Raw genomic sequence first — 13,285 nt, 5'->3', positions numbered from 1 at the left:
CCACAACAAACAGGGCGCCATGATGGCGCCCTGTTTTATTTCGCGATATGGCCTCTCATCAGGAGACCTGGTTGCGACCCCGACGTTTTGCCTCGTAAAGTCGCTGGTCCACGCATTGAAGCCAGTCATCCATGCGCCTGTAACTCATCTGATAGGGCGTGATCCCCACGCTGATGGTGACGGTGATCGCCTGGTGCTGGTACAGGAAGGTGTGCTGCTCCACCTGATGCCGGATGCGCTCCATGATGCTGTGTGCCTCCTCAAGGGTCGTGCCCCGCAGCAGCAAGATGAACTCCTCCCCGCCAAAGCGCGCCACCAGATCCTTGCTGCGCACCGCCTGCATCAGGAGCCCCGCCAGCGACGCCAGCACGGCATCTCCGGCAAGGTGTCCATATACATCATTGATTTGCTTGAAGAAGTCGATATCTATCAAGGCCAGGCAGCAGGCCTCCCCTTCGGCGGGATGGTGCTGGACGTGATCCAGCAGCACGTTGGCCTGCTGGAAGAAGCTGCTGCGGTTGGGCAGCTTGGTCAAGAAATCGTGCTCGGCGTTGAAGCGCAGCACCCGCTCCATGCGGCTGCGCTCGTCCTCCAGGTTGCGGGCGTGGATAAGGGTGCCAAGGGCCGTGGTGAGGGGCTCGAGCAGGCTGACATGGGTCTCGTCAAAGCCACCCGGGCGGTTGGCCAGAGCGATCATGCCGATCGCCTCTCCCTTGTGGCGGATGGGAATGCCGAGGAAGCTCTCCAGGTGCGGATGACCACGGGGGGAGACACCGCGACTGGCTGGATGGCTCGGCAGATCGTTGCAGCACACCAGGGTATTGTGGGTCACCACGTGCCCAAACAGGTTGTCGAGCTTGCTGAAGATGAGCCCGCCCCGACTCTGGCGCTGCTGCTCATACCAGGCGTGGGTCGCCTCGTCCCAGGAGACATTGGAGATGGAGGGGACATAGAGACTGGGACGACCATCCTCGTACTGGATGATGCCGATGAAACCATAGGAGCTCTCGCTCACGCTCAGCAGGCGCTCGAAGACGGTATCGCAGGCGGAGCCGAGATTGCGATCGAGCAGAAAACTCTGGTGCGCGGCCACCACGATGTCAAACAGCTGGCTCTGCTGCTCGACCCGCTGCTTGGCCATCACAGCCGAGGTAATGTCGTGCGCCAGCTTGACCACCCCCAGCAGGGTGCCGGCCTCGTCGCTCACGGGCATGTAGGTGGCATGGAGCCAGAGGGGGCTGCCACCTTGCCTGACCCGGCGAAACTCCCCCGACTGGATCTCGCCACCCAATACCTTCTGCCAGAAGAGATCATGCTCCGCCTGCAGATCCGGCGGCAACAGCATGAGATGGGACTGGCCCACCAGCGCTTCGGGGGGATAGCCCAGCATGTCGCAAAACAGGGGGTTGACCGACACCATGCGACCATCGAGATCGAACTCGACCATGCCATAGGCCCGATCAAGGGCGGTCAGCCTGGCAAGGGTCTCATATCGATCCATCGCGTCGATATCGCGAGCGCAAAGTGCTGTGGTATTCATGCCTACGATTCCTTTCGATCGCCGGCGCATTGCATTGGAATGCGGGGACAAGTGCCCAAATCATAGGATCCGGCACCCGGTTACGCTAACACAGGCCCCGATTGGGTGTGAAGACTGGTTCTTGCCACATCCGGCTCCCGGGCGCAGACTGTCTGGCCTTGCCACGGTTCGAGGAGACCCCATGACACCCGCCATCAACTTGCTGAAAAAGCTCAAGATCCCCCACAGGCTCTACCCCTACGAGTGCGAAGCCCACGACGACTTCGGCAAACATGCCGCTACCCAGCTGGGCCTGCCCGAGGCGCAGGTGTTCAAGACCCTGCTCGCCCATCACGACAAGCAGGCGGTGGTGGCCATCGTACCCTCCTCGGGCATGTGCAGCCTCAAGCAGCTCGCCAAGGCCACCGGACTCAAGAAGGTGGAGATGATGAAGCCGGCGGAAGCCGAAAAGCTGACCGGCTACAAGGTGGGCGGCATCAGCCCCCTGGCCCAGAAGAAGCTGCTGCCCACCGTGCTGGACGACTCCGCCATGGCCTTCGACGAGATCCTGGTGAGCGGTGGCAAGCGGGGGCTCTCGGTCGGCGTGGCCCCCGGGGACATGGTCCGGCTGATGAACTGGATTGCGGCCCCCATCGGCGATCACCACGACTGAACAAACAAAAGAGGCGCCATGACTGGCGCCTCTTGCGTCTGGATGTCGGATCTGGCGCTTTGTGTGCGAAGCGCCCAAGGAACCCGACCGGAAACCACCCCGTCCCGGCGGGTGATCTGTCGCCCTCAACACGCCCCAGAGCGGCAGGCGGCGGTCAGTTCGGAGAGTCGGCGACGCTGACGCCCGGCATGGTCGAAGTTGCCGTCCTCCAGCCAGCGCTCGAAGCACCCTTTCAGGGCGGGCCACTCGCTGTCGATGACGGAGAACCAGGCCGTATCCCGGTTGTGTCCCTTGTCCACCCGCGCCTGACGGAAGGTCCCCTCATAGTGAAAGCCCAGGCGCAGGGCCGCCTGGCGCGAAGGCAGGTTCAGGGCATTGCACTTCCACTCGTAGCGCCGGTATCCCAGGGCAAAGGCATTGGCCATCATCAACACCATGGCCGCCGTCGCCAGCCGTGACTGCTGCATGGCGGGGGAGAAGTGCAGCCAGCCCACCTCGATGCTGCCCGCCAGGGGATCGATGCGCAGGTAGCTCGCCAGCCCCAGCGCCCGTCCGCTCCCCTCGTCGATGATACCGTAGAACTGGGGATCCCGCTTGGTGACAACCTCCCGCATCCAGACCCCCATGGCGGCCTCGTCCGCGAAAGGGCCGCTGGTCAGGTAAGTCCACATGGCCCCGCTGTCGACACTGAATGCCTGCCACAGATCCCCCAGGTGGCGCTCGGGATCAAGGGGCTCGAGACGACAGCCCCAGCCATGCAGTGCACGGTGGGGAGGGAACTCGGCGCCGCGCCATTCTGGCAGCGCACGCCCCAGAGGCTGCCCAAAGTCGTTGAAAAGGGCGGCGCCGGACAGAGAGGCGTCGCCCCCCTCATTGCAACGTTCAACAGGCACAGGCAATTCCCCCTTCCAGCAGCACTCCGGGCTCACTGCCCGTGGCGACGGCGAAACCGTCCTGACGCCACCAGTGCAGACCCCCTATCAATTCCTTGACCTCAAACCCGAGGGACGCCAGCTTGTAGGCCCCTTGGGTCGAACCGTTGCAGCCGATGCCGTCGCAATAGCAGACATACACCAGGTTCCGGTCCAGTACCGCCGTGGTCGACGCCGTCATGGTCCTGTGGGGGAAGGAGATGGCGCCGGGAATGTGCCCCTCGGCATAGTGTGCGGGGGAGCGGGTATCGATGACCACGATGCCCGCTACCCCGGCCAGCAGATCGGCGGCCAGATCCGCCGGATCGGTACGAAACTTCAGTTGGGCCTCGAAAAAGGCGCTGGCTTCGGCGGCCCCTGCCACCCCTGTGCTCAATACATGACTCATCCTGAACGCTCCTGATGACTAGATGACGATCTCTGTGGTGACGACGGTGTTGACCGAGTTGGCGATGAAGCACTCCTCATGAGCCTGGTGGTGCAACTGCTCCAGATCCGCCAGGGCGGGCTCCTGCTCTCCCCCGAAGATCACCCTGGGACGCAGGGTGACCCGGGTCATGGCGAGGCGACCTTGTCCGTTTTTCGCCATGATGCCGACCGCTTCGTCCCGGTAGCTCTCTACCCGATAGCCCGCCTTCGTCGCCAGCCAGAGGAAGATGAGCATGTGGCAACTGGACAGGGCCGCCACAAACGCCTCTTCCGGGTCTACATGTTCCGCCACCGAGTAAGGCAGCGGCACCACATGGGGAGAGGAGGAGGCCGGCACCCTGCCCCCGCCATCAAACGCCCACTCATGGGCCCGGCTGTAACGCTGATCGACGAAGGGCTCGTGCTCCCCCCGCTGCCAACTGATGGTGGCACTGTATTCCGACATGCAGACTCCTTGTGTTGCCAATCCGTGCCGCCCGCTGGCGCCACCCTGTGACCATCAATGTAGCGACAAAATGGCCTTGCCACGCCGACCAATTTTGCCAATATGGGCAGACCAATTTCATCGAGCCGCCACCATGACCATCCACCCCACCCGCTCTGCCCGTCGGTCGCCAGCCCCACAGCCGCGCCATGCCCTGCGGGCAGGATCCCTGCCTCGAAAGGGGCGCAACCCCCGCGCCAACGGGATCACACCATGACCGTTCTGCCAACGCTCTTCGCCAGCCAGCAGCAAGGGGATCTGCCCCTGCACGAACAACTGGTGCGTACCCTGCGCGAGGCCATCCTGGCGTTCCACCTGCCCCTGCACAGCCGCCTGCCCGCCAGCCGCCTCCTGGCCCGGGATCTCGGTATCTCCCGCAGCACGGTGGAACTGGCCTATGGCCGGCTCGAGGCGGAGGGGTATCTGGTGCGCAAGGTGGGCGCCGGCAGCTTTGTCGCCCTGGCGGCGGTGCGCCCCGCGCCGCGCCCGCCCCAGTCAGCGCCGCCATCAGCAGCTATCTGGTGCAGTCCCGCGGCGTGGTGTGCGAGCCGGATCAGATCCTGATCCTCACCAGCTCCCAGCAGGGGATCCTGCTGGCGACCCAGTTGCTCATCGATGCCGGTGACACCGTCTGGGTGGAAGACCCCGGTTATCCCGGGGCTCGCACCGCCATGGAGAGCGCCGGTGCCCGGGTGCATCCGGTGCCGGTGGATGAAGAGGGGCTCAACCCTCATGGGGATCATCCTGCGCCGCGCCTCATCTATTGCACCCCGGCACACCAGTACCCCCTTGGCGTCCCCATGAGCCTGCCCCGCCGCATGGCGCTGCTGGCCGAGGCAGAGCGTCACGGCGCCTGGATCCTGGAGGACGATTACGACGGGGAGTACCAGTATGATCAGCGTCCCCTGCCCGCCCTGCAGGGGCTCGACGGCCAGGGGCGGGTGATCTATGTGGGCACCTTCAGCAAGGTGCTGTTCGGCTCGCTGCGCCTCGCCTACCTGGTGCTGCCCAGGCCGCTGATGGACTCCTTCTGCCGCGCCCGGGCCGCCGTCGACGGCCACAGCAACCAGTTGCAGCAAGCGGTCACGGCAGACTTCATCCGGGGCGGGCACTTCGCCACCCACCTGCGCCAGAGCCGCCTCCTCTACCAGAGCAGACGGGATCTGCTGCTGGCGGAACTGGCCGAGCACTGCCCGGGGCTCACCCCCATCCACAGCGGCGCCGGCCTGCAGTGCGCCGTGCTGCTGCCCCCCGGTGGCGAGGCGCGCTGGACCGATGCCGCCAACGCCTGCGGGCTGGGGCTGCGTCATCTGGGCCAGTTCTACCTGGGCCCGCCGACGCTGGAGGGGTGGCTGCTCGGCTTTGGCTGCCTCGACAACCAGACGCTGCGCCAACTCTGTCGTCGCCTGGGTCTCTTGATGAAATCCGCATGCCCCCCTTCTCAAGAGGTCAGATCTGCCAGAGCCTGATAGCGCTGTGTCGACGGGAATGGCCCGTCTATACTGGGCACAATCCCGTTGCCGAACCCGGTCAAGATGCATCGAATCCTGCTCCTTTTGCTCGCCCTCTCCCTCCCGTCCCTCACGATGGCGGCCACCCGCTTCACCCTGATCACCGGGGAAACCCAACAGGATGTCCGCATGAATTATTACCGGGCGGCGATGCAGCTGGCGCTGGAGAAAACACGGCCCGATTACGGCGACTATGAACTGCTCGACGCCATCAGGATGAACAAGGCGAGGATGCGGCTCGAAGTGCAAACGCCGGGCAAGAATGCCCTCTTCATCGTCGACAGCTGGCCCCAGGAGATCCCTCAACCCGGTGTCAGCCTGGTCCCCTTCCCCATCGATCTGGGCGTGCTCGGCTACCGGGTCTGTTTTGTCGGCAGTGCCCAGGCCCTGGCCGGGGTTCACACCCTGTCCCAGTTGCAGCAGTTCACGCAAGGGGTGGGCACAGGCTGGCGGGATGCCGACATCCTTCGCTACAACGGCTTCAGGGTGCAGGAGGTGGATAACTATGAGTCACTGTTTCGCCTGGTGGCCCGTGGCCGGATCGATCCCTTCTGCCGTGGTGCCAACGAGATATTGAGCGAGTGGAAAAACCACAGACCCGGCCTGCCGGGGCTGACCGTGGATAGCCATGTCGCCCTCTTCTATCCGCTCATCCACTCCCTCTATAGCCACGCCACCTACAGCAAGGAGCGCGAGCGCCTTTTGCGCGGCCTGCAACTGGCCTGGAAAGATGGCTCCCTGCAGCGCCTCTGGCGCCAACATTTCCAGCCTTCCCTGGTCTTTGCCCGGCTCGATTCACGCCAGATCTTCCGGCTGACCAACCCGCAGTTGCCCGACGAGAGCACCGACTACCGCTCCTATCTCTATGACCCGATGAGGGATGACTTTGGCATCGCTCCCTGACTGGCTCGCCGGTTCTCCCCTGTCAGGCAGGCTCCCCTTGCGCACTTTCTGTCTGGCGCTGCTGCTCTGGTTGCTGCCGACCTGCGTCATGGCCGCCCCCGGCAGCATTCGTGCCTGCATGGAGAACAGCGATTCGCCTCCCTGGTTGCTGATGTCCGGCGAGGGGATAGTGCAGTTCCACCTCAAGGAGGTGGCAAACCGGATCGGGCATCCCATCATTCTCACCCCCCTTCCCTGGAAACGCTGCCTCTCCCTCGTCAGCCAGGGCCAGCTCGATGCCGCCGTCAAGCTGAGCTACAGCGAAGAGCGTGCTCGCACCATAGGGGTCTATCCCATGCGACACGGAGCACCTGATCCCGCCAAGCGCCTGCTCACCGAGAGCTACAGCCTCTACCAGCCAAAAGGCGGACAGGTTCGCTGGGATGGCCGGCAGCTCGTCGCCCCTGGCGTCATTGCGGCGCAGTCCGGTTTCTCCATCGTCGCCCAACTGCGGGAGAGCGGTGTCAGGGTGGATGACTCCAGCAGGGAACCACTGATCCTGCTCAAGAAGGTCGCGATGCAGCGCGCCGTTGCCGCCGCCCTGCAAACCGGGGTCGCAGAACGGACCCTGGCCGCCCACCCGCAGTTGCAGGCCACACTCGAGCGGATCACCCCTCCCCTGGTCGAAAAACCCTACTACCTCATCTTCTCCCACCCCTTCCATCAGGCCCACCCCGATCTCAGCCAACAGGTGTGGGACGAGATTGAGGAGGTGCGACACTCCGCAGCCTATGCCCGCTTCGTCACAGGCATGGCGTCACCGGGGACCCCCTAACCCCAGACCCGCTCCTCAGCCCTGCTCGCGGCACAGGGCAAGCCAGGCCTCGGCGGTGCGGGAGAGGTAGCGATCCCCTGGCCAGATCACCCCGAGTCGCCAGCTCAGCGCCGGGGCCAGAGGGCGCAACACCAGCCCGTCCGGCGTCAGCCGCCGGCAGATGGGCTCCGGCAGGAAGGCGACCCCCATGCCGCTTCGCACCATGGCGGTGAGAAAGTCCCACTGGCTGCTGCGGGCCGCCACCTGGGGCACGAACCCGGCTTGCTCGCAGGCCTGCTCCAGCCGCTCGCTCAGGGTGAAGGCCTGGGTATAGAGCAGGAAGGGTTCGTCCCGCAGAGCCTCCAGCCGGATCTCGCCCCCCTCTCGCCAGCGGGGCAGGTCCGGTAGCACCACCCGGATGGGGTAACTGTCCAGATCCAGGGCGCAGAGGGCCCCCTCTTCCCTGGTCGGCAGCATGGTGATGGCGAGATCCAGCTCCCCCGCCAGCACCGCCTGCTCGATGCGCCGCCCGCCATATTCGACGATGGAGAGCTCCACACCGGGGTAGCGGCTGCGATAGGTACGGATGAGATCCGCATAGACATGACCCACCATGGGCGGGATGCCGAGGGCAAGACGCCCGGATTGCAGGCTCTGCAGATCCGCCAGCTCCGCCTCCAGCTGCTGCATCTCCGCCAGGATGGTCTGGGCCCGATTGAACAGCACCTGGCCGCTGTCGGTCAGGGTGAAGCGGCGGCCGACCCGGCTCAGCAGGGGCTGGCCCAGCTCCTCTTCCATGTTGCGGATCATTTTGCTGATGGTGGGCTGGGTGACGAACAGCTTCTCGGAGGCGCGGGTGAAGCTCTGCTCCCGCACCAGCTCGACGAAGTAACGCAGGGCTCGAATATCCATGGTGCTCTCTTGACGGGGATGGCTGGCTAAATCATGCCTCTTTGGCATGATTTTGATAATTTAAATTCATTTTTTGCAGGTTTGGTCCCTCTCTATACTGTGAGCAGGTTCACAGAAAGACGCTTGCCATGAAAACCCTCTGCCTTCGCTGGTTGCAAACCCCCTTCCAAATCGCCCTGCTGGCGGCCATCTGGTTGCTGGCCGACATCGCAGTGCGCACCTTGCACCTGCCCCTGCCCGCCAACCTCACCGGCATGTTGCTGCTGCTGGTCTGCATCCTGCTCGGGGTGGTCAAGGCCCAGTGGTTCAGTGCCGGGGCCCGCTGGCTGCTGGCGGAGATGCTGCTCTTCTTCGTCCCTGCCGTAGTGGCCGTGGTCAACTATCAGGAGCTGCTGCTGCAGGAGGGGTGGCGCATCATGGTGGTCCTGATCGTCAGCACCGTGCTGGTGCTCGGCACCACGGCGCTGGTGGTGGACAGGGTCTATCGCCTCGAGCTGAAGCTGGCCCGCCGGAGTCGCCGCCATGTCTGACACCCTGCTCGGCCTGCTCTGCTTCGCCCTGACCCTGCTCTTCTACTACGCCAGCAAGTGGCTCTATGGCAAAAAGCGCATCCTGCCCCTGATGCCGCTGCTGCTGGCCCCCACCCTGCTGGTGGCCGTGGTGATGCTGTTCCACATTCCCTACCGGGACTACATGGCCGAATCCCACTGGCTGCTCTGGCTGCTGGGCCCTGCCACCGTCGCCTTCGCGGTGCCCGTCTACGAGAATCGCCAGCTGATGCGCCGCCACTGGCTCTCCCTCTCGGTCGGGGTCGTGGCGTCCGTGGTGATGGCGGTGGGCAGCACAGTGCTGCTGGCCCGCTGGCTCAACCTCTCCGAGCTGTTGCAACGCAGCATGGCCATGAGATCCATCACCACCCCCTTCGCGGTGGAGGCGACCCGTTCCGTGGGTGGCAACGCCGATCTCACCGCCCTGTTCGTGGTGCTGACCGGCGTCATCGGCATGGCGGTGGGAGAAAGCGTGCTCACCGTGCTCGCCATCCGCAGCCGCCTTGGCAAGGGCGCGGGCTTTGGTGCCTCGGCCCACGGGGCCGGGACAGCCAGGGCCTATCAGATGGGCAACGAGGAGGGGGTGGTCTCCAGCATGGTGATGATGATCGCCGGCATGGCCACCGTGCTGCTCGCCCCCCTCCTGGGCCGGCTGTTCTGGTAACTCCACTACCCGATAACAGAAGAGGCGCCCTGGGGCGCCTCTTCTCATTGCATCGTGTCACGCAGCCTCAGAGGCTGGCGCAGATCTGCCAGAGATCGTACTGGATGGCGGCGGCCGTCACTTCCCGGCCCGCTCCCGGCCCCTGGATCACCAGGGGGTTGGTGCGATAGCTGTCGCTCTCGATGGCGAACACGTTGTCGCAGGGCAAGAGGTTGGCAAACGGGTGATGGGGCTCCAGCGCCTCCAGCCCGACGCGGGCCTTGCCGTCGTGCTCGAAGCGGGCGACATAACGCAGCACCTTGCCGACCCGGCGCGCCCCCTCGAAGGCGGTCTGGATAGGGTCATCCAGCTCCTTGAGCCTGTCCATGAACTGATCCGCACTCACCTTGCGCAGGACCACCGGCACCAGGTTCTCCAGCTCGATGTCGGCGGAGTCGAGTTCGAAGCCCGCCTCCCGCGCCAGGATAAGCAGCTTGCGGCGCACATCCTGACCGGAGAGATCCTCCCGGGGATCCGGCTCGGTCAGGCCGTGTTGCCACGCCTCGTCCACCAGTTCGGAGAAGGGGCGAGTGCCATCATACTGCTGGAACAGCCAGGAGAGGGTGCCGGAGAAGATGCCGGAAACCCCCTGGATGCGGTCACCGCTCTGACGCAGCATCTGGATGCTGGACTGGATGGGCAGCCCGGCCCCCACGGTGGCGTTGTAGCGCCACTGCACCTGATGGTCGCGGCAGGTCTGCTTGATGCGCTGGTAAAACTCGCTGTCGGCGGCACCGGCAAACTTGTTGGCGGCGATGATGTGGATGCCGAGCTGGGCAAAGTCCGGGTAGTAGCGGCTCACCGTCTCGCTGGCGGTCATGTCGAGCGCGATCAGGGAGTCAAAACTGTGCTGCTCCAGCTGGGAGAGCAGCTCCGGCCAGATGAGCGGCTTGGGATTGAAGTTGTCCTGTACCTTGAGGGGATCCAGCCCCTCTTCGTCCAGCAGCCCGCCCTTGGAGTCGAAGACCCCGTAGAGGGTGAGCGCCAGATTGAGCTCATGCTCGAGGCGCGCCTTCTCGCGGGCGTAGAGCCCCAGCCAGTGACCACCGATATTGCCTTTGCCGAACACCACCAGCCCGACCCGGGTCGGGCGGCTGAACAGGGCACTGTGCAGAGCGATGAGCAGCGGCTCCAGCACGATCTGGCGCAGCACGGCCACCAGGCTCAGGCCGTCCTTGGCCACCTGCACGAACTCCAGAGGCTGATCCGCCAACAGCTGGTAGAAACGGTGGCACTGCTCGGCATTGTCGGTGACGCCGGCTCCCACCAGGGCGACCAGGCTGAACCCCTCCTTCTGGATGAGGCCGGTAAAGTTGCCCTGCAACTGGAAGTCACGGAGCACCTCGAAGGCCCCTTGTGCCACCTCCAGGGTGTAGGCCAGACGCAGGACCCGCCGATCCGGCTGGCGCTGCAGGGTGAGCGGATGGAGGCGATGGCGGGCCAGATGGGCCTCGATGGCCGCCACTGTCTGCTCAAAGTCCGTCTGCGGCAGCACCTTGAGCTCGATGAGGGCTATCTGATCCACCGAGGAGACGATGCGGGCACCGCCGGAGCGGGGCGCACGGCGCAGGATGTGGGTGCAGCCTTCGTCCGGATTGTAGCTGCAGCGCAGGGTGAGGCGCTGACGGCTGTCGGCCACCGGCTGCAGGGTACGCGAATGCAGCACCGAGGAGCCCAGGCGCGCCAGCTCGTTGGCCTCGGCCAGGCTCAGGCGCTCCAGCAGACGAGCCTCTTTCACCCGGCGCGGGTCGGCACTGTAGACCCCGGCCACGTCGCTCCAGATGGTGGTGGACTCGCCGTCCGCCAGCGCCGCCAGGAGGCTGGCACTGTAGTCGGAGCCGTTGCGCCCCAGCAGCAGGGAACGCCCCTCCATGTCGGCGGCAATGAAGCCGGTCACCACGATGCGACCGGCGTGCTCGGCCAGGCGGGCCTTGAGCAGCTCGCTGGAGAGGGCGGTATCCACCTTGATGAGGGCGCCGTCTTCTGCGCGCAGGAAGCTGCGAGCATCGAGCCAGGCGGCCGCCTCACCCCGGCTGGTGAGCAGGGCAGCCAGCAGGCGGGCGGACCACACCTCGCCAAAGGCGAGCAGGCCGTTGCGCTCGAAGCGGTCAAACTGCCCCTCCAGGGTCTTGGCGATCAGCTGCATGTCGCCCGTCAGTTGCTGGCTCAGATCGAGGTGAAGCTCCCCTTCCAGCAGGCCGTCGATCAGGCTTTGCTGATAGGCGTACAGGGCGGTGATGGCTTCGCCTGCGGCCTCATCCCCCGCTTCCGCCAGCTCCACCAGCTGGATCAGCCGGTTGGTGGTCTTGCCCGCGGCGGAGACCACCACCAGCTCGTTGCCCCCCACCTGTTGCTCGACGATGCTGGCGACCCGGCGATAACAGACCGGATCCGCCAGGCTGCTGCCGCCGAACTTGTGTACATGGCGCCGCTTGAAGACTGCCTCTGTTGCCACCACACACTCTCCTTGTTGTTGTTCCATTACTTCACCTGCTCTGCCTGTTGTGCCAACTGCGCCTGTTCAAACCCCTGGGCCAGATCGGCCACCAGATCCTCACCGTGTTCAATCCCCACCGACAGGCGCAGCAACTGGGCACTGATACCCGCCGCCTGCTGGGCCGCAGGGGTCATGGCCCTGTGGGTCATGCTGGCCGGGTGGGCCACCAGACTCTCCACCCCGCCGAGGGACTCCGCCACCGAGAAGAGGCGCAGTCCCGCGAGGAAGGCGCGCAGCCCCGTCTCGTTGCAATCGAGCTCAAAACTTAGCATGGCGCCAAAGCCGGACTGTTGACGGCGCGCAATGTCGTGGCCCGGATGGCTCGGCAGGCTGGGATGATAGATCCGCTTGACCAGCGGCTGCTGCTGCAAGAAGGCGAGGATGCGATCCGTGTTCTCCTGATGGGTGCGCAGGCGCGGGGCCAGGGTGCGCAGGCCCCGCAGGGTGAGGTAGGAGTCAAAGGCACCGGAAGTGAGCCCCAGGCAGTTGGCCCACCACACCAGGGAGTCGGCAAGAGCCTGATCCTTGGCGATCGCCACCCCCCCTACCACGTCGGAGTGGCCGTTGATGTACTTGGTGGTGGAGTGGACCACCACGTCGGCACCAAGGGCCAGGGGCTGTTGCAGCAAGGGGGAGAGGAAGGTGTTGTCCACCACCACCTGGGCCCCCACCTCGTGGGAGGCCTCGGCGATGGCGGCGATGTCCACCACCCGCAGCAGCGGATTGGAGGGGGTCTCCACCCACACCAGTGCGGGTTTCTGGGCCAGCGCGGCGGCCAGCGCCCCCTCGTCTCCCTGATCCACGAACTGCACCTGGTAGTGGCCCTTGGCCGCCAGATACTCGAACAGGCGCCAGGTACCGCCGTAGCAGTCGTGGGGGGCGATCAGCAGATCCCCCGCCTTGAGCAGAGCCGTGGTCACCAGGTGAACGGCCCCCATGCCGGTGCCGGTCACCACGGCGCCGGCCCCCCCTTCCAGGGCCGCCAGGGCATCCGCCAGATTGGTGCGGGTCGGGTTGCCGGAGCGGGCATAGTCGTATTGACGGGGCTCGCCAAAGTCGGCAAAGGTGTAGTTGCTGGAGAGGTAGATGGGGGGCACCACGGCACCGTGCTGCGTATCTGTCTCAATCCCGGTGCGTACCGCCAGGGTGGCCTTGTGGGTCATGTCACTCTCCTTGATGGGTTGCCGGAGCCGGTCCGCCTCGTGGGTCGTCCAGCCCCGCTCTCATTTTCGCTGGCCGGACTGCCGGCCCATGGTGCACCACACTACGCCACCTTAAAAAAGCCGTCAACACTTCTAGACGTCTAAATGGCTTTGCTGTTGGATTGCCATTGAATTCCTTAAGGGTTAAAATCCGCGCTCACGGCCAAACGACTACAGGT

12 protein-coding genes and 1 pseudogene are annotated in these 13,285 nt (G+C 65.0%); 6 read left to right on the top strand and 7 right to left on the bottom strand.

All coding sequences use genetic code 11. The features are described from left to right. Positions 1-58: 58 nt before the first annotated feature. Complete coding sequence (locus OKC30_RS01650) at positions 59-1,540, bottom strand: GGDEF domain-containing protein (RefSeq protein WP_160837685.1); 1,482 nt, start codon at positions 1,538-1,540, stop codon at positions 59-61. Positions 1,541-1,721: 181 nt separating this feature from the next. Here OKC30_RS01650 and ybaK point away from each other — a divergent pair, with 181 nt between their 5' ends. After that, the gene (gene ybaK, locus OKC30_RS01645; protein ID WP_010675694.1) at positions 1,722-2,192 is read left to right on the top strand and encodes a Cys-tRNA(Pro) deacylase; all 471 of its coding nucleotides are present in this window, start codon (positions 1,722-1,724) and stop codon (positions 2,190-2,192) included. Positions 2,193-2,317: 125 nt separating this feature from the next. On the opposite strand, the gene OKC30_RS01640 is transcribed toward ybaK, so the two are convergent. From OKC30_RS01640 to OKC30_RS01630, 3 genes are read right to left on the bottom strand one after another with little or no spacing between them, the layout of a single operon-like run. Beyond that, complete coding sequence (locus OKC30_RS01640; RefSeq protein WP_160837703.1) at positions 2,318-3,046, bottom strand: GNAT family N-acetyltransferase; 729 nt, start codon at positions 3,044-3,046, stop codon at positions 2,318-2,320. A 28-nt stretch (positions 3,047-3,074) separates the two neighbouring features. After that, entirely contained in the window at positions 3,075-3,512 is a 438-nt protein-coding gene (locus tag OKC30_RS01635) for a rhodanese-like domain-containing protein (RefSeq protein ID WP_069651919.1), read from the bottom strand. An 18-nt stretch (positions 3,513-3,530) separates the two neighbouring features. After that, a complete protein-coding gene (locus tag OKC30_RS01630) occupies positions 3,531-3,998 on the bottom strand; it encodes an OsmC family protein (RefSeq protein ID WP_160837683.1) in 468 nt (155 codons plus the stop codon). A gap of 252 nt (positions 3,999-4,250) precedes the next feature. On the opposite strand from OKC30_RS01630, the pseudogene OKC30_RS01625 reads away from it, so the two are divergent. The 3 genes and pseudogenes from OKC30_RS01625 (at position 4,251) to OKC30_RS01615 (ending at position 7,265) form a co-directional block, all read left to right on the top strand. Beyond that, positions 4,251-5,506: pseudogene (locus tag OKC30_RS01625) on the top strand (aminotransferase-like domain-containing protein). Between the two features lie 66 nt (positions 5,507-5,572). Next, complete coding sequence (locus OKC30_RS01620) at positions 5,573-6,451, top strand: hypothetical protein (protein WP_234888594.1); 879 nt, start codon at positions 5,573-5,575, stop codon at positions 6,449-6,451. Between the two features lie 37 nt (positions 6,452-6,488). After that, positions 6,489-7,265: a substrate-binding periplasmic protein gene (locus OKC30_RS01615; protein WP_244058995.1), complete on the top strand. Its 777-nt coding sequence runs from the start codon at positions 6,489-6,491 to the stop codon at positions 7,263-7,265. Between the two features lie 15 nt (positions 7,266-7,280). Here the strand turns inward: OKC30_RS01615 and OKC30_RS01610 are convergent, their stop codons facing one another. Next, complete coding sequence (locus tag OKC30_RS01610) at positions 7,281-8,156, bottom strand: LysR family transcriptional regulator (protein ID WP_039040573.1); 876 nt, start codon at positions 8,154-8,156, stop codon at positions 7,281-7,283. A 128-nt stretch (positions 8,157-8,284) separates the two neighbouring features. Between OKC30_RS01610 and OKC30_RS01605 the strand changes: the two genes are divergently transcribed. Further along, positions 8,285-8,686, top strand: a complete 402-nt coding sequence (locus OKC30_RS01605) for a CidA/LrgA family protein (protein ID WP_039040574.1) — start codon at positions 8,285-8,287, stop codon at positions 8,684-8,686. Next, on the top strand, positions 8,679-9,368 hold the full coding sequence (locus OKC30_RS01600; protein ID WP_010675703.1) for an LrgB family protein: 690 nt from the start codon (positions 8,679-8,681) through the stop codon (positions 9,366-9,368). Before OKC30_RS01605 ends, OKC30_RS01600 begins: the two co-directional genes overlap by 8 nt. Before the next feature lie 67 nt (positions 9,369-9,435). Here the strand turns inward: OKC30_RS01600 and OKC30_RS01595 are convergent, their stop codons facing one another. Next, the gene (locus OKC30_RS01595) at positions 9,436-11,889 is read right to left on the bottom strand and encodes a bifunctional aspartate kinase/homoserine dehydrogenase II (RefSeq protein ID WP_270666062.1); all 2,454 of its coding nucleotides are present in this window, start codon (positions 11,887-11,889) and stop codon (positions 9,436-9,438) included. Next, a complete protein-coding gene (gene metB, locus OKC30_RS01590; protein ID WP_052815522.1) occupies positions 11,889-13,067 on the bottom strand; it encodes a cystathionine gamma-synthase in 1,179 nt (392 codons plus the stop codon). Before metB ends, OKC30_RS01595 begins: the two co-directional genes overlap by 1 nt. Between the last annotated feature and the right edge of the window lie 218 nt (positions 13,068-13,285).

Origin of the sequence: Aeromonas sp. QDB18, assembly GCF_027705325.1 — a bacterium.
Classification (GTDB): Bacteria; Pseudomonadota; Gammaproteobacteria; order Enterobacterales; family Aeromonadaceae; genus Aeromonas; species Aeromonas caviae.
Note: the sequence above shows the minus strand (reverse complement) of the source record. Positions and strands in the feature narration are given on the sequence as shown.

What these genes read in the sequence shown, in the direction of transcription:
- OKC30_RS01650 (WP_160837685.1), bottom strand. Translation starts at nt 1,540, where the DNA reads ATGAATACCACAGCACTTTGCGCTCGCGATATCGACGCGATGGATCGA.
- ybaK (WP_010675694.1), top strand. Translation starts at nt 1,722, where the DNA reads ATGACACCCGCCATCAACTTGCTGAAAAAGCTCAAGATCCCCCACAGG.
- OKC30_RS01635 (WP_069651919.1), bottom strand. Translation starts at nt 3,512, where the DNA reads ATGAGTCATGTATTGAGCACAGGGGTGGCAGGGGCCGCCGAAGCCAGC.
- OKC30_RS01630 (WP_160837683.1), bottom strand. Translation starts at nt 3,998, where the DNA reads ATGTCGGAATACAGTGCCACCATCAGTTGGCAGCGGGGGGAGCACGAG.
- OKC30_RS01620 (WP_234888594.1), top strand. Translation starts at nt 5,573, where the DNA reads ATGCATCGAATCCTGCTCCTTTTGCTCGCCCTCTCCCTCCCGTCCCTC.
- OKC30_RS01610 (WP_039040573.1), bottom strand. Translation starts at nt 8,156, where the DNA reads ATGGATATTCGAGCCCTGCGTTACTTCGTCGAGCTGGTGCGGGAGCAG.
- OKC30_RS01605 (WP_039040574.1), top strand. Translation starts at nt 8,285, where the DNA reads ATGAAAACCCTCTGCCTTCGCTGGTTGCAAACCCCCTTCCAAATCGCC.
- OKC30_RS01600 (WP_010675703.1), top strand. Translation starts at nt 8,679, where the DNA reads ATGTCTGACACCCTGCTCGGCCTGCTCTGCTTCGCCCTGACCCTGCTC.
- OKC30_RS01595 (WP_270666062.1), bottom strand. Translation starts at nt 11,889, where the DNA reads ATGGAACAACAACAAGGAGAGTGTGTGGTGGCAACAGAGGCAGTCTTC.
- metB (WP_052815522.1), bottom strand. Translation starts at nt 13,067, where the DNA reads ATGACCCACAAGGCCACCCTGGCGGTACGCACCGGGATTGAGACAGAT.